Origin of the sequence: Algoriphagus namhaensis (assembly GCF_042649705.1) — a bacterium.
In the GTDB taxonomy this organism is placed as follows: Bacteria; Bacteroidota; Bacteroidia; order Cytophagales; family Cyclobacteriaceae; genus Algoriphagus; species Algoriphagus namhaensis.
Genome location: NZ_JBHRZS010000006.1, coordinates 695,162 through 717,133, shown reverse-complemented (window position 1 = coordinate 717,133; position 21,972 = coordinate 695,162). Strand labels below are relative to the sequence as shown.

The 21,972-nt window shown below is 41.1% G+C and carries 14 protein-coding genes; all 14 read right to left on the bottom strand.

Features of this window, described 5'->3' with window-relative positions; translation table 11 throughout:
• Positions 1-5 precede the first annotated feature (5 nt).
• The 14 genes from ACFOSV_RS06650 to ACFOSV_RS06585 all read right to left on the bottom strand — a co-directional run bounded on the left by ACFOSV_RS06650 (position 6) and on the right by ACFOSV_RS06585 (position 21,629).
• Positions 6-1,157, bottom strand: a complete 1,152-nt coding sequence (locus ACFOSV_RS06650; RefSeq protein ID WP_377904654.1) for a serine hydrolase domain-containing protein — start codon at positions 1,155-1,157, stop codon at positions 6-8.
• 10 nt (positions 1,158-1,167) lie between these two features.
• Entirely contained in the window at positions 1,168-1,881 is a 714-nt protein-coding gene (locus ACFOSV_RS06645; protein ID WP_377904652.1) for a DUF6090 family protein, read from the bottom strand.
• 147 nt (positions 1,882-2,028) lie between these two features.
• Positions 2,029-2,832: a DUF6090 family protein gene (locus ACFOSV_RS06640; protein ID WP_377904650.1), complete on the bottom strand. Its 804-nt coding sequence runs from the start codon at positions 2,830-2,832 to the stop codon at positions 2,029-2,031.
• A 41-nt stretch (positions 2,833-2,873) separates the two neighbouring features.
• Positions 2,874-3,626 carry a hypothetical protein gene (locus ACFOSV_RS06635; RefSeq protein ID WP_377904649.1) on the bottom strand — a complete coding sequence of 251 codons (753 nt, stop codon included), beginning with the start codon at positions 3,624-3,626 and terminating at the stop codon, positions 2,874-2,876.
• A 9-nt stretch (positions 3,627-3,635) separates the two neighbouring features.
• On the bottom strand, positions 3,636-4,904 hold the full coding sequence (locus tag ACFOSV_RS06630) for a hypothetical protein (protein WP_377904647.1): 1,269 nt from the start codon (positions 4,902-4,904) through the stop codon (positions 3,636-3,638).
• 47 nt (positions 4,905-4,951) lie between these two features.
• Positions 4,952-5,680, bottom strand: coding sequence for a DUF6090 family protein (locus ACFOSV_RS06625; protein WP_377904645.1), 729 nt, complete (start codon positions 5,678-5,680; stop codon positions 4,952-4,954).
• A gap of 231 nt (positions 5,681-5,911) precedes the next feature.
• Complete coding sequence (locus ACFOSV_RS06620; RefSeq protein ID WP_377904643.1) at positions 5,912-6,679, bottom strand: DUF6090 family protein; 768 nt, start codon at positions 6,677-6,679, stop codon at positions 5,912-5,914.
• Between the two features lie 50 nt (positions 6,680-6,729).
• A complete protein-coding gene (locus ACFOSV_RS06615) occupies positions 6,730-7,485 on the bottom strand; it encodes a DUF6090 family protein (protein WP_377904641.1) in 756 nt (251 codons plus the stop codon).
• Between the two features lie 218 nt (positions 7,486-7,703).
• A complete protein-coding gene (locus tag ACFOSV_RS06610) occupies positions 7,704-11,294 on the bottom strand; it encodes an amidohydrolase family protein (protein WP_377904639.1) in 3,591 nt (1,196 codons plus the stop codon).
• A 20-nt stretch (positions 11,295-11,314) separates the two neighbouring features.
• On the bottom strand, positions 11,315-12,364 hold the full coding sequence (locus tag ACFOSV_RS06605; protein ID WP_377904637.1) for an adenylate/guanylate cyclase domain-containing protein: 1,050 nt from the start codon (positions 12,362-12,364) through the stop codon (positions 11,315-11,317).
• Between the two features lie 5 nt (positions 12,365-12,369).
• Positions 12,370-12,744 (bottom strand): response regulator, encoded by a 375-nt coding sequence (locus ACFOSV_RS06600; RefSeq protein ID WP_377904635.1) that lies wholly within the window; start codon positions 12,742-12,744, stop codon positions 12,370-12,372.
• Positions 12,745-12,747: 3 nt separating this feature from the next.
• Entirely contained in the window at positions 12,748-16,428 is a 3,681-nt protein-coding gene (locus ACFOSV_RS06595) for an ATP-binding protein (RefSeq protein WP_377904633.1), read from the bottom strand.
• A gap of 63 nt (positions 16,429-16,491) precedes the next feature.
• Positions 16,492-17,853 carry a sensor histidine kinase gene (locus ACFOSV_RS06590; protein WP_377904631.1) on the bottom strand — a complete coding sequence of 454 codons (1,362 nt, stop codon included), beginning with the start codon at positions 17,851-17,853 and terminating at the stop codon, positions 16,492-16,494.
• A gap of 14 nt (positions 17,854-17,867) precedes the next feature.
• Positions 17,868-21,629, bottom strand: a complete 3,762-nt coding sequence (locus ACFOSV_RS06585) for a two-component regulator propeller domain-containing protein (protein ID WP_377904629.1) — start codon at positions 21,627-21,629, stop codon at positions 17,868-17,870.
• Positions 21,630-21,972 lie beyond the last annotated feature (343 nt).

Genomic DNA, 21,972 nt, shown 5'->3' with positions numbered 1-21,972 from the left:
GATTTTCACCTGCTGTTTTTTTTAAGATAGTGATTAACTAGGTCATAGGTACCTATCACTAGGTCATTAACTGAGGAATCGGAATTTCGAAATATGGCGATGGTTAACGGTCTGTTTTTTTCCCGCAATACGGTAGTTCTAGCACCGAACCAGCTTCCACCATGGACCATTAAGTTTTCCTCCACAAACCAACCCATAGCATAGCTTATTTTGGTATCCTCGGATCCGAGAATTCTCTTCATTAGATTTCCCGTGTTTGAGTTTTTATCTATTACAATAGAGCTCGGTTTAAAAATCAAATCACTGGTTTTTTTAGACAAGAAAGAATTGTTCCTTAATGCATTATCGTAGTGAAAATAGTCCATGATGCTAGTATAGACAGCTCCATCACCCATAATTCCATTCATAAAAAAACCGTCCATTTTCTCCCAAGAGCTCAAGCTATCTCTTTCGTAGCAGATTGCTCTTTCTTTTATGCTGATGGGGTAGGCTAGATTCACAAAGTTTGTTTCCTCCATTCCCATTTTTTCAAAGACATTTTTTTTGGCGTAGGCAGAAAATTCTTCTCCGCTCACTTTTTCCACTAATAGTGCCAAAAGAATGTATGCAGTATTAGAGTATTCATAGCCTTTACCGGGGGCAAATGATGCCTTGGGGTTGGTTTGGAGCCACTCTAGGACATGTTTGTTCTCAACTATAATTGATCGATCCCATTCCGTCAAAAAGACTTGTTCAAAATCTGCCAAACCTGAAGTGTGATTTAATAGATGTTGGACTGTGATTCCTTCGAAAACTGAATACGGCCAGAAATCAATCAAAGAATCTTCCAATGAAAGCTTTCCTTCGTCCACCAAAGTCAAAATGGCTAATGCAGTAAACTGCTTACTTACTGAAGCCATTCTGAAGTTAGTGTGTGGAGTAATGGGTGTCGGACTCTCTAAATCCCGTAATCCGTATCCTTTTCCCACGATCATTTCTCCATCGTAGGATACAAGTACTGCCGCTCCAGGATCATTTGGACGGATTTCTGTCCTAAATAGGGAATCCAGGCTTTCGTGTAATTGGTCCAATTCATTGGTTGAGAGGTCTGGTGTTTTTTCCGGATTTCCCGAAAAGGCAAATAGAATCAAGAGAACACTAAAGAAATTTTTTTTCATTTAGTTTTAATTATGAGCTGTATTGATCGATATCAGAGATTATTTCCTGAGCAAGCCGGATCGTCTCGGTGTAGAAATCAAGAAGGATTTTGGTTTGGTATCTTCTGTGGGTTACCATGATTTCGAATCGTTTATTGGCCAGCACACCGGCTAATTTCTGATCAAGATTTTCTACTGGCCGTGGGTCATCCTTGTACAATTCGGCTTGCCTATGCCAGGGATTTGTTTTGTTATAGATCCAATAAAAATTTTCTTTCACATAGGGCTCGTACATTGTTTTTATTTCGGAGTTGGCATTTAGCTCTCTACTTTTCAGTTGCTCAATGTATCTGTAGTAATTCAATATTTTTATTTGAAGCGGTTCTTCCAGAAATGCCATACTATTGGAATTTAGAAGAGCAGTAACTCCACTGTTGTCCACTTCTATGTTTCGCTCAAACATCAGATAAATAATATACATCTGGATCTTTTCATCAGCTGGTCTGAATGTTTTGAATTGGTCTAAAAAAACCTCAGCATAATCAATGGTCAATTGAGTTTCTGCTGATAGATCTTCAGCTTGTTTGATATCATCAATTAAATTAAGTCGAATCGTCTCAAGATGCTTTTTGGCTTGTCGGGTGCTCTTTTGGGCTTCATTCCAATTGTTGATTTGAAGAGCTATTAAAATTCCAATCACCACTAGAAGGATTTCTCCAAGTGCATATTTGATATACTTTTTCATATTGCTTTTGTCCATGAGGCTGAACCGAATTTTTCTAAAGGCTTTTGCCATAATTCAAATTTGAATGAGTAGGCTTAGAATTAAAATGTCCTTAATCTGCGCACGTCAGTTTTCAAGGCAACTGTTGGCCTTGGCTTTCTGAAAGAATCAAGCCTTGATTAAGCTTTCTATTAGGGCTTTGAGCTCCTCTAATTTTATCACTTCCGTTTGAAGATCGTTTTGTTTACCTGCTTCATTTCCGATAATATACCGAAGATCTTTTTTCAAACTTTCATCTTGGCGAAGTTCTGCCACAACAGATTTTGCATAATTAGGATCAATCGTGATCTCGCAATTTTCAGGTAATGCAAACAACAGATCTTTATCGGATCGTAAATAAATATCGTTACAATTTGCTCTGATCTCAGATTGGATACCATCCGGCATTTTACCTCTTAAATTCTTTCGATACGGGTTTTCAAGGCTGAAAATACCGCCATCAGACCAGTCCACTTGGTAATACCTGATTAAAGAGGTCTTCAAATTTTCATTTTGAATCAAATTAATCTGACCTGAAGAGATAAGCTCTCTATATGTGGAGGAGGCGGAGGCTGGGTCCTGCAGCTGACTGGCTTGGTATAAGTCTATCAGATTTTCTACGGGGTCTGGGTCAGCATTTGGTGAATTTTCCAATACTGCTATAGCGTCTTTAGCATGTGCCGTTACTTGCTTGGAATAGCTAAGTGTACTCTCAAGGATTAATTTCTCCACCTTGACATCTTCTAGAAGGCGGGTAAGATATTGGGATTCTAGATTTTTATTTAGACGGGTTTGGTTCCAATTATTGATGGATAAAGCAATTAGAATACCTATGACCACAAGAAGTATTTCGCCGAGGGCATACTTCAAATATTTGCCTGATTTATTTTCTTCCATAAGCTTGAAGCGTATATTTCTAAAGAGTTTTGTCATTAAAAAGCGATTGTCAATAGGTGAGGATTCTACAATCTAATCTACTGGGATAGTTTTACCTCTTGCTCAATTCTGCTGATAAGTTCTTGCGTCGTTTGTCGAAGAGTTTTCCAATAGGTTTCATTGACGGAACTGTAAGTGTAAAACTCCGCGAGACGTTTGCGATTGTCAGGATCCTCCTTTAGATATTTCACAAATTGAGGGTCATAGATCCCTAGAGCCCAGTTTTCAAACCAGGTGTACTGCTTATATTCTTGAATATTCTTTTTTGATACCTCAATGGTCACCTTATTATATTCAGGTAGTGCGGTCTCTAGTTGTGAATAGTACCTCATGATCTCATTTGTCAAAGAATCGTTAACCAAGTCTCTGCTGTTTAATGACTTCAGAAGTTCGTGACCCTTGGTGTTAGGTAAGAAGTTGACGAAATCAGTGCATAAACTCCGGATAGGTCTAACATCTGGATCATCGTAAGTAGTCTCGTTAATATTAGCATAAAAAGATTCTGGTAGCCTATCATTCAGCATATCCACGATAAGCTGATTATTGGTTACTATTTTCTGGATATCGTCACTTAACTTGATACTATCATTTATCAAATCATTTCTGATTTGCTCAAATACACTTATGGTATACTGTTTTTGAAGTGATTCTTCCCGGTTCGTATTGATGTATACTGCAATTAGAATACCTATGACTACAAGAAGTATTTCGCCAAAGGCGTATTTGAGGTACTTTCCAGTTTTTCCTTCCAAAAAAAAGCTATATCTAATTTTTCTAAAAAAATTTACCATTATGAATTATTAAAGGATGGTTTGTCGGGTCAAACTAACAAAAAACGGTTTATCCTCCTGCAGCAATTCTAATTCCATGGTATTCTCCATGGGCAATTGGAAGTTTTCAATGAACTCACAATAGCTTGAAAAGGCATAATGTCTTCCGTTTATTTTGAGAATTTCTTGGCCAGGTTTCACTCCCATGTCATGAGCTGCACTTGGTTGATATACATAATCGATTACCACTTTGCCAGCTCTAAAATCTAACCCAAATCCAAAGGACTCTATTTTGGTTTGCCTTTCGGGTTTTGTCTCAAACTCTTCCAAATACAAAGCTTTACCAGATAGGTCTATTAGTATCTTGTATTGATCAAAAAGCTGGCTGCCAAGCAAATCACTTGAAAATTGGTTGCCAACTGAAGTAATTACATTCCTAAAAACGATACCATTCAGACCCATTTCATCCAATTTCACCATTTTGGTGTCCGAGAAAACTATGCTGTTGCCAGCATTAGTTCTATTCCCTAAACGGAGGACGGAAGGATAGCTATCCAAATAATCTGAACTAGGCTTGCCAATTAATTTTAAAAAACCGTTGAATCCTGTGTCAAAACCCACTCTTTTGATCTCCTTTCCAATTTGTAAATCTAGGCTTGGCTTAAAAACTGGATCTGTATAAAGAGGTATGGTGTGGCCTGAGTCCACTATTTCTAGCCTTTTCGATTTGTCCGAAAGGATAATATGACCTTCTTGGGAGTCGACCTCCCAAAGAGCTTCTTTCATAATATTTGGTCCTATAGTGCCATCTAAACCCAAACAGCTGAACCATTCAGATTCCGTAAATCCAATGGTAGCAAACCCCTCTTTTTCAAATGTAATCCCACCTATTTCTAACTCATCGAGGAAATAAGTATTGATTCTACTTACTGTACTGTTACCATCTTTTACATCAATGTAACTTGGTTTAGCGAGTCCAATTAACCGATCAGTTAATCTTTCAGAAAAAACGGTATATCCTCCAGTATCGAAAATAAATCGATAAACCTCACCCTGGATTGTGACCTCAAAGACAGGTAAATTGGAGATATACTCAATAGGTACGACCGACTGAAATGATTCATTTTTTAAGTCGGCACTTGCTAGTAACTTGTTTGATTTTATTCGTTGAAAAGTGGAGCAGCCACTTAAAAGGGTAAGGACAAGTAAAAAATAAGTGCCTTTTGAAATCCACTCTGGATTTAGCCAGAAGAATGATCGTTTACCTACGTCTGTTGATTTTGTATTTTCTTCTGACATCCTTTCAATTTAACCAAAGGAGCGGAATATTATTTAAACCGGTGGACTTAAGTTTTATCCAATTCTGCTGCTATAATCTGTAATATTTCCGCAATTCTGCCTTTTAAGCTGATAGATTGGGTATTTGCAATTTTGGCATCAGTGGCACATACAGCAAGATGGTTTTCGAATTCTGAAAGTTTAAAAATGTTCGGACGGTCCGTATCCAGTGTGGAACTTTTCAAATCAAACTTGACCCTGGTGCCTTTATCTAAATAGAAGGCCTCCATGTTGTCGTCTTGCCAATATTGATTTACTATGGTTCGAAGAGAAGAATATTTCTGTAAAAACGGGGAATAAGAATGTGTTTTATACTCCCCCCATGCGACTTCTTCCTCAGTCACTTGTATGACTTCGCTTGTCCAGAGGGTTAATAGTTCCTTCAGCCGGCTGTTTTGGATCAGTTGAATCCGACCGGAAGTCATGATATCATTCACTATGGGGTCAAAGGTGGGAACCAATAGAGTCTTTGCTAGATAGGAATTAATGCTATCTGGTTCCTGATTCTCTGGGTGATCGATGTAATCGAGTAGCTTAAAGCATGAAGAAATCATATCATTTCTAATGCTTACCTTTTCGTTTAGTTGTTTCAAGTTGCTTTCAAATTCAGATTGAAGCTGGATCAATAATTCCCTTTCTTTAAGTCGCTCTTTTCTGTCTTCATTCCAATTGTTGATCGATAGGGCAATTAAAATCCCGATGACTACAAGGATGATTTCGCCGAGGGCATACTTCAAATATTTACCCTATTTATTTTCTTCCATAAGCTTGAAGCGTATTTTTCTAAAAAATTTTAGCATGATTGAGTAAGCTGTATTATTGGCTTAATTAGTTTAAAATCATTGGGTAATCGGTTATAATCTACCCAAAATAGATCAAGGGTTTAAATTAGCATTGACTTAATCTTTCGACGGTTGCCAACTCTTTTACTGTGAGATGGTTTCATCTGACTGTGCTCATTGATCCCATCATTTTATGTTGGAGTCGATTATCTCTAATGTTTCGCTCAGATAGTTTTGAAAAACCTTGTATGAATTCAATACATACATGTAGTTCAAAGTATTATTGTATACTTCGTTTTCAAATTCAAAAGTTCGAATCGTTTTTTCATAGTTTGGCTGAAACTCAGACTTAGAAATAGCTGGTAAATCAAGGTCTTCTTCAAAAAAATCAGGCACGGACATATTTCTCATTCGAACCTTATCGGTCAAGGATGGAATAAAAAAATCGAATAAATAGTCTCGATAAATTACTATGTCATCTTCAGTGTCTGAATAGTAGTATGACCAGTTAGAGATTTGCCTTCTCAGTGCGGGGTCGCGAAGTATATTTAGAGAGCCTGTGTTGGATATTTCGTTTATAGAACCAGTGATCAGGTCATAGGACATCGTTTTATTCACAATCACATCCACTAAATACTCCACTTCTTCAGGATTGATTTTTTGATTATCCTTTATAATTTCTAACAAATCTACTGAGGCTTTATATGCCTCTTCAAAACTGGCTGAGGCCACTTCAAGGTTACTCAAGTTATTTCGAAAATCCATTTGTAGATTTTTTAAAATGGCTTGTTCCTTCAAATTATCCAGCCTCTGGTTGTTCCAATTGTTCACCTGAAGGGCCAACAGTATACCAATCATCACCAGCACAATTTCTCCAAAGGCGTATTTGATATACTTTCCTGTTCTGCCTTCGGAGAGTAAATTTTGTCTGATTTTTCTAAAAAATTTTAGCATTTGTTTTGGGCTGGTTGTGATAAAGAAGAATGAGCCTTGGGAAAGGTGCGCTACCTTGAATTTTTTAAATAATCCAGAGTGATCGTTGCTTTTTGAATATAACGTTCAAAATCTTGTCTAATCACTATTCTGTAAGCTGCAATCATCCCTACCTGAGTTTTGATATAGTCATTGTCCTGGATTTGGTTCCATTGTACATTGTATTTAGAAGGGTTGGAGATAATTGGTTCTTGAAATTCATAATAATCCTGATAAAGCAGAGGGCTGTGAAATTTTGACATTTCATCTCTGTAATCGTACCAAATGGTTTTTAGAATTCGAGAATTTAAAAGGTCAGACCAAGAATTCGGATTATAATATTCATCAAGAAGTCTTTTTAAAGTCGCGTCTTTAAATAAGTGAAAATTATTACTGTTGATTAACTCATTATATGTGGAGGAGATAATGGATTTATTTGGGACGTAACCACAAATCACGATTGAATTTGTAAGCCTTAAAGTGTCTATTTCATTCAACTCTTCCTTCAAAAATGAAGCTAAGTACTCGCCCTCTTTTTCGGCAGCGGTATTAATTTCATTAAGTGAGTGTAAATTTTCAATATCCTTTTGGAGGTCTGTAATTAAGTTATCAATTATTGACTTCCTTAGTATGTTGTTCTTTCTACTTTCATTCCAATTGTTCACCTGAAGGGCCAATAGTATACCAATCATCACCAGCACAATTTCTCCAAAGGCGTATTTGATATACTTTCCTGTTCTGCCTTCGGAGAGTAAATTTTGTCTGATTTTTCTAAAAAATTTTAGCATGGTATGGACGTAGTCAGAATGAAAAATAATGTTTTAACGTATCGATATTACTCTTCGCCAAGCTATGATCTGGGGTGAAATTACTCCATTAATGAAGCCTCGGCTTCTTGGACTTTTTCAGAATCATAGTTCTACAAAACCCTCTAATCTCCTTCGGGCCAATTCTAAAATAGAAAAAATCCCCCTGAAATTTTGCAGGGGGATTCGTAATTAGACCTTTATTTGAGTTCAGTCGTCACTGTGGGTGCTGTTTTGGTCCAAGGGCTGATGTCCAGTTTCCTTGGAGTTGGCAGGACTTCATTGAGCGTATTGCCATCGTAGAGTCTACCATTTTTGACCACATGAGTGATGGTATTCGTGTTCCGAATGTTATCCAAGGGATTAGCTTCCATAATCACTAAATCCGCCAATTTTCCGGCTTCTATGCTGCCCAATTCCTGATCCAGACCTAATGCCTCGGCTCCTAAAATGGTAGCAGTTTTCAGTGCATTCATGGGAGTCATGCCGCCGCTAGCCACTGCCCAGAGCTCCCAGTGGTAACCTAGGCCTTGAAGCTGACCGTGAGATCCTACACCTGCAAGTCCACCTTGCTCCACCATGGCATTAATGCCCTCTGCATGTAATGGGAATACTTGGTCTTGAGGAGAGAACCAGCCTCCCAAACCTCCAGCTCTTCGTCTAGCCTTGGAGTTTAATTCGTTGTACGGAGTAAATCGATTGAGCTTTGGATCTTCCAATGGGCTTTCTGTGGTATAGAAATAGTTTTCGGCCCAAGGCCCTCCATAAGCGACCAGCAAGGTAGGTGTCACAGCCATTTTACTATCCGCGATAGTTTTGATTACATCATTATACAGCGGATGAATTGGGATGGAGTGTTCATGTCCTGGATAACCATCGATCAGCTGAGTCATATTCAGCTTGAAATCCAAACCGCCCTCAGTGGTAGGCATCAACTTTTGCTCTTTGGCAGCCATGATGATCCATTGTCTGTGCTGACGATTGCCTACCAGATACATCTTGATATACTGGGTATTGTAGTATTTGCTGTATTGCTTGAGGATATTTTTGGTCTGCTCGAGAGATTGCAAATTGTACTGCCAAAAGCCTACACCTGGTCCTGTAGAGTAAACTCTTGGGCCAGGAACCATTCCTGCCTCTACCATATCCGAATAGGTAAGCACATCAGTGGTAGCCGTTTGTGGATCACGGGTCGTGGTGACACCATAGGCAAGATTTGCCGCATAGATCCAGACGGAGTTTTTATGAATGCCCCAAGTAGGCCACATGTGGGCATGGGTATCGATAAAGCCTGGTGTGATGGTTTTGCCAGAAAGATCTACTACTTCAGCTCCTCCGGAATCCAAGGAGCCAGTTTCACCCACGGCTTTAATGCGATTATTTTCAATCAGCACGTCACCATTTTCAATTACCTTATCCCCGTTCATGGTTACGATTCGGGCATTTTTTAGGAGAATACTACCCTTTGGAGTATCCTTGGCATAATACACCTGAACTTGGTTTTCATTGGGTTTGTACTTCTCTTTTTCCTTTTGCTCAGCCTTGTAGATGCTGTCAGCTTTCGCCTTTTCTTTATCGGTTTTGAAAAGCTCTTTGATCCGCTCTTTTTCAGCTTTGGCAACCGAGTCAGCAGCTTTTACAGCATCAGGTCCCAGAGCTTTGAGTGAAGCCACACTATCCGCATCTGCCATCATTTTCGCCTTTTTGGCGGATTTTACAGAGTCTTCAATAAACTCTGCCCGATCTAAATCATACACCCAATGTCCATTACCCAGTGACCAGTGTATCTTTTTTCCGTCAGCCTCCCAAGCTGGCCATTCTCCACCGATCTCTGTGAGTTGACGTGAAGGGAAAGAGCTCGAAGCTGGATTTCCCACATTTATGCTTGGGGTTTTACCTGCCTTGGGGATAGTGACTACGTAGACGTTATTATTTACCTGAGCCAAGGCCTTGTCTCCGACAGGTGCCATATAGATGGTGCTGGCACTGGAGGCTTGAGGAGTTGGTTCACGAGAACTGCTACCCTCAGGAAGCATGCAGTAGTTTACCGCATCTGCCTTGGATCTGGGCATGCCCATCACGTATTCTACGGTTCCTTCTTCGGTGGTGATGCTATGCTCATGGTTGTCATGATCCTCAGCTGCAGTTCCGAAGGTGGTGATTCCAGAGATTTTGGCGTAGACTTTTTCGTCTTTGCCCTGCCAATTGACACTCAGCAAAGCTCCGCCTCCCCCATTAAGGAATACTCGGGATGTGTCTTTGGTAAAGTGAACATTGCCGTAATTTCCGGCATTCATGATTTTACGGAATGGTCCTCCATTGGCGGGAATCCAGACTAATTCTGCCTCTGCTCCTGAAAAACCAGGCCCTTCAGCATCTTGAAGAACTCGTCTTGGACCTTTGAAGACCGCAATCCGATTATCATAACTCCACGCGGGTTGTAGATAGACTGCGTTTTCTGTACTGAGTTTGGTTAGGCCTCCGGCCAAAGTGGTTTTGTAGAGACTCCCGCCTGTACCTTCATCCCAAGTCACAAAGGCTATGTTTTTGCCATCAGGACTCCATGCAGGCATGGCTTCCGTAAAGTTGTGATTCGTCAAACGCTTCGGGGTACCATTTGGATAGTCCATTACATAGAGTCGATTCAGGGCCGTAAATGCTAGTTTGCTTCCATCTGGAGAAGGAACTGCATCTCGGATCTGAGTGACTAAAGCATGGGTACTGTCTTTGACTTCATAATTGAAATATAGTCTCGGACCCATAGCCATTTCCACATCCACTTCGAAAGGTATTTCGACTGCATTTCCTGAGGCGATATCTATTTTCCAAATTTTGCCCCCATAGGAAGTGATAAAATGCTTGCTATCCGGAGTGAAAGAACTTGCAGGCAATACTCCCTGTGGAGCAATAGACTCCTGATCATCTCGCTGCACAGGATAGGCTAGCCAGCGCTCGTCCCCAGTTTCAAGATCTCTGACGATTAGGCCTGTTTTATTTTTCCATCTAGTTCCGTAGACCACCCATTTTCCGTCCTTGCTCAAGGTTGGAGTGAAGGCTGAACCATATTTACTTGAGATAGAGGTGACTTTTCCTTCTTCAAAGTCGTAAGTACCGAGTTGATATTGTGGCAAAAGCGCATTGTAATTCCATGCTCCATTTCGATGAGAAAAATAAACTCTTTCCCCGTCCGGGCTCACCACGGGATCTATGGTTTTGAAGGATGAAGAACCTTCCACCAATTGAATACCGCCTCCGCCATCTTTGTGATACATGTAAAGTTTGGGAATTCTTCTTCCCTTGCTTACCACGATATATTCTCCATCTGGCGTCCAGGCTGCTCCAGGAACGTCTCCTTTTTTATCCTTCGTGACTTGTACGGTGTCTTTATTGACTAAGTCAATGTACCAGAGATTGTCATTACCGTCACGATCAGAAGTGAAAAGCATTTTTTCTCCATCTGGTGAAAAACGAGGATGCGTTTCATAAGCCATTCCCTTGGTGACTTGTGTGGCTTTGCCCCCAGTGATTGGGAGGGTATAGATATCGCCAAGCAGATCAAAGGCGATGGTCTGTCCATCTGGACTTACGTCCAAACTCATCCAAGTACCTTCGGATGTAGTAAATTTCATTTCTCGCTCAGGCTTGAGCGGGAGATCTTTGAATTTTGGATAGTCGAGAGAGTCTTTTTTGGTGCTGTCGCTAAAGGCAAAAAAGCTATTCTCTAAAGGAATAGCCATTGCACTGAAGGAGCAAAAGACCCCAATCAGCAGAATGGGTAAGATTTTCTTCATGAGTGTTTAGGGTTGGGTAATTAAGAGATCACTTCATAGACAGTGACCGGTTGTGCTTTATTTTTTAGGGTAAAAACGCCTACTTTTTCATAGGTGAATGTATCAGGGATTTGTTCCATATATTTTTGGAGAACAAGGATTTGGCCTGGACTTGCTTTGGACTGTAGTCTTGCCGCCACATTGACTGTATCGCCGATAACTGTGTAGTCGAGTCTTTTGAGTGAATGGGAACCAATGTTTCCAGATACCATCTCGCCGAAGTTTATTCCGATCGAAACCTTTGGTCTAAAGCCTGATTCCTTCGAAAATTCAGGTAGGGCATTCATCTTGTCGCGTATGGAAAGTGCCGAACGAATTGCTCGTTCCAGATAGTCGTCACCTTGATAGACAGCCATCACTGCATCTCCAATGAACTTGTCTATGCTTCCGTTTTCGACCATTATTTCCTTGACCATCAGGTCAAAATATTCATTGAGCAGTCCTACAACGACATTTGGATTTTCGTTTTCAGAAATGGCCGTAAACCCACAAAGATCCACAAATGCTACCGCCCCTTGAATGGTTTCGTTTTCTGCGATATCCGTTTCCACAGATCGACGCCCCATAAAACTGAGGACATTCTCATCCACATACATTTTCAGAATGTCATTTTCCTTGATGGCTTTCAGATTTGATTTGATCTGAGTGACATATTGTATGGTCTTGTCGATTGTAATCTCCAGATCTTGAAAATCAACCGGCTTGGTGATAAAGTCAAATGCGCCTAAATTCATGGCAACTCGGATATTTTCCATGTCGCCATAAGCGGAAATGATCACCGTTTTAAGCAATGAATATTTTTCTTTCACTTTGGAGAGCAGGGTGAGTCCGTCCATCTCAGGCATATTTATGTCGCTGAGAATCATGTCCACATCTGGATTGGCCTCAAGAAGTTCCAAGGCTATCCGTCCATTGAGTGCAAAAAGAAACTCAAACTCTTCAGATCGGATTTTCTTTCGAAACTTCTGCTTGATGAGTACCTCTAAATCAGGCTCATCATCCACCACCATAATTTTTACCGGGCTAGACATTCGATTTATTTGGTTAAATCATTGATTTCCTTTCTTAAGGATTCAAAATCAATGGGTTTGGTGAAAAACTCCTTTGCCCCGGATTTGATTGCTTTATTGTAGTTTTCACTATCTCCGTAGGCCGAAATCATGCTTACCTGAATACTAGGAAACTGATCCTTTACTTTGGATAAAAGTTCTAGTCCAGTCATCCCCGGCATATTGATGTCCGAAAACATGTACATCACTTCCGGCGGATCGTCATTAGCCAGGATTTCCAAGGCTTCATTACCAGAGAAAGCAAAGACCATATCTACAGCTCCGCTCCGGATTTCTCTTCTAAATTTCTGTCGAAAAAGTAACTCGACATCCTTTTCGTCATCTACGATTAAAATTTTCATATTCTAATAAGGTAAAATAATTATAAATTCTGTGTATTCCTCTTTTTTACTTTCTACTTCTAATTTTCCTTCGTGTCCTTTGGTGATGATATCATAACTCATTGATAGCCCAAGGCCTGTGCCTTTTCCTGTAGGTTTGGTCGTGAAGAAGGGCTGGAAAATCTTTGATTTAATATCTTCTGGGATTCCATTCCCGTTGTCTCTAACACGTATTTCAATTTCATCTTTAAGCTTCTTTGTGCTCACAGTTACCGTCGGGAGAAACGCTTTAGCTTCGGGACTACCTGCTTCAATAAGTGCTTTTTTCTTCTCCCCGGCAGCATAAAACCCATTGTTAATCAGATTGAGTAATACACGCCCCAAGTCTTGTGGGACGATTTCAATTTTGGGAAGATCCGGATCCAACTCCAATTTAAAGTCAGCGGTGAAAGACTTGTCTTTGGCTCGTAAACCATGGTAACTCAGACGAAGGTATTCATCGGCGATAACATTAATATCGCTAAGTTCTTTTTGACCAGAATTATTCCGACTATGCTGAAGCATTCCTTTGACGATGGAGTCTGCACGTTTTCCGTGGAAATTTATCTTCGCCAGATTTTGGGAGATATCGTCAATTATTTCATTGATCAGTCCGTCGTCTTTATTTTCTTTCTGCTGCTCTTCTTTTATTTCCTGAATCAGTTCGTTGCTCACTTCGGAGAAGTTATTCACAAAGTTGAGTGGATTTTGAATCTCGTGAGCTATGCCCGCGGTAAGCTCTCCTAGTGATGCCATTTTTTCTGATTGGATGAGCTGCTCTTGAGTGGCTTTTAGCTCATCGATGGATTGCTTCAGTTGCGCAGTTCTATGATTCACTCGGTCCTCAAGGAGTTTGTTTTCGCGTTTAAGGTAGGAGGAACGGACCTGCACTGTCGCATAAACCAAAAGACCTAATGCAAAGAAATACAATAAAAAAGCCCACCAAGTAAGCCACCAAGGGGGTGAAATGGTGAAATAAAAGGTCGCTGGCTCGCTCCAAACTCCATTAAAACCTTTGGTGATCACTTTGAAGGTATACTCCCCAGGAAGTAAATTGAAATAGGTTTTTGAGGCGGAGGTTTTGGTTATTTCTGACCATTCATTGTCCGAACCTTCAAGGACATATCTGAATTCGATTTCGTCCCGACTTTTAATCGTGGGGTTGGTGAAAAGAAAAGTGAGCGAGTTTTGATGATGCGGTAAAATTAATTCAATAGGCATTTTGGTTTGAGGATCCACATCATCCCAGCGAATATTATTGCTTGCTAAGTAATCGAAATTTTCATTGGGTGAAGTACGTTCCTGTTCTCCCGCTTTTTTAAAATTTTTAGCAAATGAGGGAAGTTGATCCATGATTTTCACTCCGGTAAGAGTTAGTCTTGGTTTAAAACTTTGTTGAGTTATGGGATCTTGAAGATTTACACTAAGAATAGGAGAGGCTCCCCACCATACTTTACCATCTGACATTACATAACCTGTGGACTGATTGTAGTCAGAGAATGGATAGCCTTCAGGCTTCGCAAAATTGGTGAATGTCCATGGGGTTTGTAAACTGTCTGATTCAGGTCGGTCTATCACCACAATTCCGTTTTCGGTCCCCAATTGAATTCTGCCCTGAGCAAAAACCATATCGTATAATGCCTCTGGACTCAGCCCATGGGCTCGGTTGATTTTGGTAATGGTAGTTCGATCCTTGTTTATGATGGAAATTCCCTTTGCTCCACCGATCACCATTTCATTTTGATCGGTGATTACTAAGGCGGATTGATCTACTGTGAGTAATCCCTCTTCGACTCCGATATACTTGATTATATTTTTTTCAGGGTCTATGACATTTACTCCCAAATTACCCACAAGCCAAACTTGGTTTTGATGATCAGTCAATAAACTCCATACGGATGTTCCTGCCAAACCTGAAGACTGGTCTAATTTTTTCATAGTCCTTTTTACAGGATTAAATGAAAGCAGGCCTTGGTTATTACTAATCCAAATCGCACCGTCTGGCCTTTGAATAGCTCGCCAAGCAATGAAGTCAGTGCCTGACATTTCTGTATAGGCAGTCAGTGTTTCATTTTCTAAATCCACAATTGCAAAGCCGCCTACAGAGCCAATGAAAAGAGTATTTTCGTCAATTTTGGAAACCCCTCTATGATCATTTTTTCCAATGCTTTCTTGGATTTCTAAGTACTTGATTTCCCTTGCTTCTGGGTCATAAATATGGAGACCACCATATGTAGCCAGCCAAACGTTTGATTGGCCGTCTTCTGCGATTCCCCAAGTGTCATTACTCAACAGCCCATCATCTACATTGAAATGCCTCGAGTCTGTCCCTGTAGGATCATAAAGAATGAGCCCATTTGGCCAAGTACCCTGCCAGTACATTCCTTCTCCATCAATGATGGATTCAGCAGGAGGGCCTTGTCCGGTCATATTTAGATTTGTTTCGATGGTTTTGAGGGTATTGCTTTTTGGCTTGTAAATGGTAAAAGAACCATTAGATCCTATCCACACATTTTCTTGCTCATCGAGTTTTACGTCAACAGCCCCGGCCTTAAAACCTTGTGAGGCTCCAAGCCTGCTTATCGTTTCTTTCTCAAGGGACACTATGGATAGGCCAGGTGAAAATGAGGAGATGTAAATGTCTCCTTCTGAGGTTTCTATAAAGTCATAGTTTGCGTAACTTTGGAGCAAGGGGTTTGACCTTAATATTTTCATTGAAGTTTTGTCGGGATTGACCACCCCAACAGCATTATTGAAAGCAATCCAGAAATTCTTTTTTGAATCTTGGAATGCTCCAAGGGAATTATTAACAGTTAATTGCTCCTCGGGTAATTTCAAAGAGAAAACCTTTCCCTGCTGAAAGTCTACAAATTTGATGGTAGGAGTAACCGTACCACCCCAATAATTCCCTTCGGAATCAACATATCCTCGAGAAAAGCCATAAGGAAGCTCAAAACTTTCGAGGGTTTGATTGACAGCATCCACGATCAAAAAACCTTTACGGAATGTAGAGACTAGGAGCCTACCATCAGACAAAAATTCCAGATCAGAGATTGTATTTAAAACACCTGTAAAATCACTAGTAATGATGTCATAGAGATGAAATTCGTTGCCGGTGTATTTCACCAGACCTTGCTCGGTTCCTATCCAGTGCGTACCATCAGCCCCGATTTCTTGAGCATAGACCGTGGTGCCGGGTAATCCCTGTCCAGAGGTAAGAGCTAAGAGTCCAGCATTGGTATTGTCCGCCTTGAGTAAGGTGGAAGTACTGAAAATAATGGGCTCAGGAAGCGGGGTGATGACACCGCTTAGAGAATCTGTCTCTAACTCTAACTCAAAAGGGATTTCTTCCAATTGGTCCCAGTCAAAAGAGGTCACTTCTAGTGGACTTTTCAGAGGGACTTCTTCCTGAAGATCGAAAGGCACCGAAGGCAATCGATCTAAGTCAAATTTTATGGTTTTGCCCATAGGTACACTATCTGCGGGCAGTTCCTTCCAGTTGAATGGTTTTCCTTCGGGTAAGGCAAAGGGTAGAGCCTCTGGGATTTGGTAGTTAGATGGGTTTTCTGGGTAAGGGACTTCTCCTTTTTGTTGACAAGACAATACTCCTACTAGAAAAAGTATAAAAGTGATCTTGGAATCAAACAAATGAAAAAGTGATTTCATCTTGGAATATAATTATTTTAAGTCACTTTGGTAGCAACTTCCTGATTTCTAATTCCTTTTTGACTAAATGGGAAGTACAATTGTAAATGTGGTACCCTCGCCTTCTTTGGAATTGACTTTTAATTCTCCTCCATGTCCCTTAGTCACGATATCGTAGCTCATACTTAATCCGAGTCCTGTGCCTGATCCTGTGGGTTTGGTGGTGAAAAATGGCTGGAAAATTTTATTCTGAATGTCTTTTGGAATTCCGTAGCCATTATCGCTTACCGTGAGCATTATTCCGTTTGGCATTTTCTTAGTTCCTACTGTCACCATGGGTTTATAACCATATTCCCCTTCCTTTTTCCGACGCTCGGTCACGGCATAAAAGGCATTATTAATCAAATTCAACAGAACTCTGCCAATATCCTGTGGGATTACTGAGATCTCGGGAATACCTTCGTCTAGTTCCAAGCTGAAATCTGCATTGAAGCTCTTGTCTTTTGCTCGAAGGCCATGATAACTTAAGCGGAGATATTCATCTGCTATGGTATTCAGGTTAGTGGGTTCTTTTTCTTCCCCACTATTTCTGCTATGCTGAAGCATACCCTTCACAATGGAGTCTGCTCTCCTGCCATGGGAATTGATCTTGTTTAGGTTTTTTGCAAGATCATCCAGTATCTCCTCGATCAAGCTCATATCTCTTTCGCTAGAGGGCTTGGTGAGTTCTTCTTTTATTTCTCCGATTAATTCATTGCTTACTTCGGAGAAGTTATTCACAAAGTTGAGTGGATTTTGGATCTCATGAGCAATCCCTGCGGTTAATTCCCCAAGGGAAGCCATTTTTTCCGAATGCACAAGCTGATCTTGTGTGGCTTTCAGTTCTTCGAGGGCCTTTTGTAGCTCTTCTTTTTGTTTTACCAACGCTTTGGTTCGTTCACTTACTTCCAATTCAAGGGAGGCACGGATTTCCTGAGTTACGAGATATTCCTTTTCTTTTTCCTCGGCAATTTTCCGCTCACGTTCCAAAGCTTTTCGCTCTCTTCTTCCATAAAGCCAAATGCCTACCCCCCAAATAATGCTAAAGACCATAATGGCCGTAATAACCTCCTCCCAAGATTCCGCAAAACTTGGGAAAAATGACCCGAGAAGTCCTTCAAAAAACGAAAGAATGATCGTAGGAGCCCAGCAGACCACAAAGTACTTTTTATGGTTAAATTGATCTACGGTGTAAATGATATAGGCAGTAATCAAGAAAAGTCCGATCAAACCGATGTCCCAGAAAACTGTGACACCGATCTTGACTTCTGAAAGTACCCCAAGGGCAATGGACAAAATCATCCCATAGTTGAAACGCTTCCGCCAAAAGTCATTTTCGGGACTTTTATCTAGGGTTTTCTTTAGTAAAAGAAGAATGAAAAGAATAATAAATGCATCTAATCCCATAATAGGTGCTTTATTTAATTTGTTAGAGGTAAGATAATACTAAATACAGTACCCGTCTCCTTCTCCTGCTCTAGCTCCTCACGGGATTTGATTTTAAGCTGGCCTCCATGGGCTTTGATAATATCGTAGCTCAAGGAGAGTCCAAGGCCAGTGCCCTTTCCGGTAGGTTTCGTGGTGAAGAAAGGCTGGAAGATTTTTTCTTTAATATCCTCTGGTACACCAGTTCCATTATCGACAACCAAAATCTCTATGCCTTGACCCGATTTTCTGGTTTTTACCTTGACCAAAGGCTTGTAGTTTTCATCCTTTCTTGCCTTATCCTCCTCGTTTGCCGCATAAAAGGCATTGCTGGTGATGTTAAGGAACACCTTCCCAATATCCTGTGGGATAACCACAGTCTTCGGTAGATTAGGATCGAGCTCGAGCTCATACTCAGTGCGGAATTCCGAATCCTTTGATCGAATGGCATGATAGCTCAGACGAAGACACTCATCGGCGAGGGCGTTGATGTCAGTCAATTCCTTGTTGCCAGAGCCAGTACGGCTATGCTGTAGCATGGCTTTTACGATGGAGTCTGCACGCCGACCATGTGAGCTGATACGTTCTAGGTTTTCCTTGATATCCTTCGCTATCGCAAAAATATCGTCCTTTTCTCCTTTTTCAAGCTCCTCTTCCATTTCCTCCATCAGTTCTTTGCTCACTTCGGAGAAGTTATTGACAAAGTTTAATGGGTTCTGAATTTCATGAGCGATACCGGCTGTCAGCTCACCCAGAGATGCCATTTTTTCAGATTGGATCAATTGAGATTGAGTAGCTTTCAGGTTTTCATGTGAAGCCTCCAATTCGGTGTAGGCTTTTTCGATTTCTCGAGCCTGCTCCAACTCGCGCTCACGAGCTTTTTCCTGCTCCTTTTTGATGACTTGTCGTTTTTGGTATTGACTAAAGGGATAAAAAAGCGAGATAAAAAGTCCAGCATATATCAAATACGCCCACCATGTACGGTACCAGGGGGGAAGTACTGTAAAAGAAAAACTGATGGGATCGGACCATTCACCCGCATCTCCTTCTGCTACGCCAATGTATCGTGCCATCACATTGAAGGTGTAATCGCCTTCTTGGATATTACCGAAAGTGGCATTGGATTTTTTGATCACCGGACTCCAATCCTGATCATAACCTTGAAGGAAGTATCGATACTCAACAAGGTCTGGGAATGCCAATTCATTCGTAGCAAAGTCAAAGTTGACTTGGTTGTTTTTGAAAGGGAGTGTTAGGTTTTGTGGCAAGGCAAAAAACGGAGAAATGCTGTCAAATCTGATTTTGTCAAATTGATTGAGCATCTCCCGACGCTCCCGGTCGCTCAGTGAACGCCCAAAGGCAATGACCTCCTCCGCAAGTTCAGCATTCGATGCAGGTCTAGTCGATCCATCGGCATTTCTGACGGCCTCCAGATTATTCCAAGAGATGGATGCCTCATTGATTTGGATTCCCTTGATGGATACCTCTGGTTTGGTGTCGTTGCGCAATAAAGAGCTGTAATCAAAACTCACCAAAGCCGTTTTGGTACTACCAGTACCGGCCCAGAGTAGGCCACTGGAATCAACAAAAAGGGCGTTCTGTCCATCTGTGAGGTCTTTAGCAGGAAAGCCAAATTGGGAGTTGAATATCTCTAAGCCTGCAAGTGAGTCCAAGGAAGAACTACCTGGAGCAGGAGGATTTATAATGGAAATTCCTCTGCCTGTCCCTATCGCGATTTTACCATTTTGCATTTCAGCGATTTGCAAAACCTTGTCATTGGGTAAGCCATCTTCTGAGGTGAAATTTTCGAAAAGTGACTCCTCGAGTGTTCCATTCAGGAACTTCTCCAGCCGCATTTTGGATATAAAGCTCAGGCCGTGTTGTGTGGCTACCCACAGATTGTCCTGACTATCTCGTTTGACTTTGGAAACTTCGTGGTCTACTAGGCCTTGCTCAGGAGTGAAGCTGATAATTTTTTGCCCATCATACATGCTCAAGCCTCCATCGATGGCAGCAATCCAGATATTACCCAGGTGATCTTCTTCCAGGCCCAAAATCACATCTCCTGCCAGGCCATGACTTGTATTTAGATTGGTGAAGGATTTTCCATCAAAAATACTCAGACCACCTTCATCTGTTCCAAACCAAATTTTTCCGGAGCGATCTTCCAGGATACTATAGACATCATTTCCAGCCAGCCCCTGATCCGTAGAAAAGTTAGTAAATGTGGCTTGTCCTTCCGGAACTAGATTGCCATTGTATCTGCTGACGCCGCCGCCTCCAGTACCCAACCAGAGAAAGCCACTCGAATCCTCAAAAATACTGTTCACATTGGTGGCGGCAAGTCCTTGCTCCACATTGTAAACGGTGAATTTATTTCCATCAAACCGACTAACTCCACCCTCTACAGTACCAAACCATAACACTCCCAAATCGTCTTCAGCGATACTCAAAACTAGGTTTTCACCGAGTCCTTGTCGGGTGGAGAAGGTAGTAAATCCAGCTCCATCAAATCGGCTTACACCTCCACCCTCGGTCGAGAACCAAAGCTTTCCGTTTCGGTCCTCTACCACACTTTGTAGATTATCTTCCGGAAGTCCTTGCGCTCGGCGATAGGTAGTGAATTTTCCATCCTTAAACATACTTGCACCTTCATTGGTCACCGCCCAAATTTCCCCAAATTTGTTTTCGATCAGATCACGTACTACCAGCCCGGCTAGCCCATCTTCTTGGTCATATAGGACAAAATCTTTTCCATCATAGGTGGCCAATCCTTCTCCCATGACACCCATCCAGATCAGCCCCGAACTATCTTGAAAAAGACTTCGAATTCGGTCTCCTGGTAAAGCGTCCTTCGGACCAAAGTTTACAAATGTGTTTCCATCAAATCGACTTAGACCTCCGCCAAATGTTCCTATCCAAAGGAATCCGTCTTCGTCTTCAAGTAGGGCAATAATGTTGTCGCTTGGCAATCCATCGGCTTCAGAAAAAGTTGTGAATTCTTCATTTTCTAATTTCACTAGCCCCCCACCTAAAGTTCCGATCCAAATAGCCCCGAAGGAATCTTCAATCAGATCGTAAATTCCATTCGTTAGCCTACCATCTTCTGTGGAATAATTGGTGAATACTTTCCCGTCAAATTTTGAAACCCCATTTCCTAAGGTTCCAAACCAAATATTGCCTCGTGAATCTTCGATGATACTTAAAACAGAGTTGCCGGCTAGTCCTTGGGCACTGGTATAATTGGTAAAGGTATTTCCGTCAAATCGGCTCACACCCCCGTCGTTGGTTCCAAACCAAAGGTGTCCTCGAGAATCAATCAGGGAGCAATTCACAGCATCCTGAGCCAATCCATCTTCAGTGGTATAAGTTCGAAATTGCGCTAAACCTCCGGTTCCCAACAGAATCGGTTTGCCATCTTTTCCAAGGACTTGTTCTCCAACAGAATTGGTCAAAACTGGGAGCGGAGTACTTAAAGGCGGCTCTAGGACAATTCTTTGCTCGTCTTCAGTACCTGCATAAAGTGTATAGGCCCGAGAAGAGCCAAGTGGAATACGGATGGTAGGAGCCGGCGGGACATCTGTCAATTGGATTATTCTTGGGGAGAGGCTGTCTGGGAGATCAGCCATTAGGGTCACCTTGGGTTCGAGTAAAACTGGTGTTGATTCATTAAGATTGGTATTATCTCTCGATCCGCATGAGGCAACAATGAGCAAAGTCAATCCAAAAATCCCAGAAAAAAAATTCCTATGCATCATGAGTTTTATACTTCATTACGACCCGATATAAGTGTCTATTTGAGACCTATGGGTGACCATGCACCAGGAACTAATCCGTGGGTACTTGATCTAATTCTATTTTCTTGGTTCAAAAATGCCTTCCGTCTCTAAAAAAAAGAATTATATCAAAATTTAGGCATTATTCTGATATAATGGAGAATTACTGCCGATTTAACAGAATAATCTTCTAATAATCTGATGAATGACGCTTTCCTAGTAGATCTAGGTTCAAGTTTATATGCCTATTGAGAAATATTTAGACTTTACAATTCTGAGTAAATCAGTAAATGAAGAAAGTATAAATTTTCGTGATCCATATTTT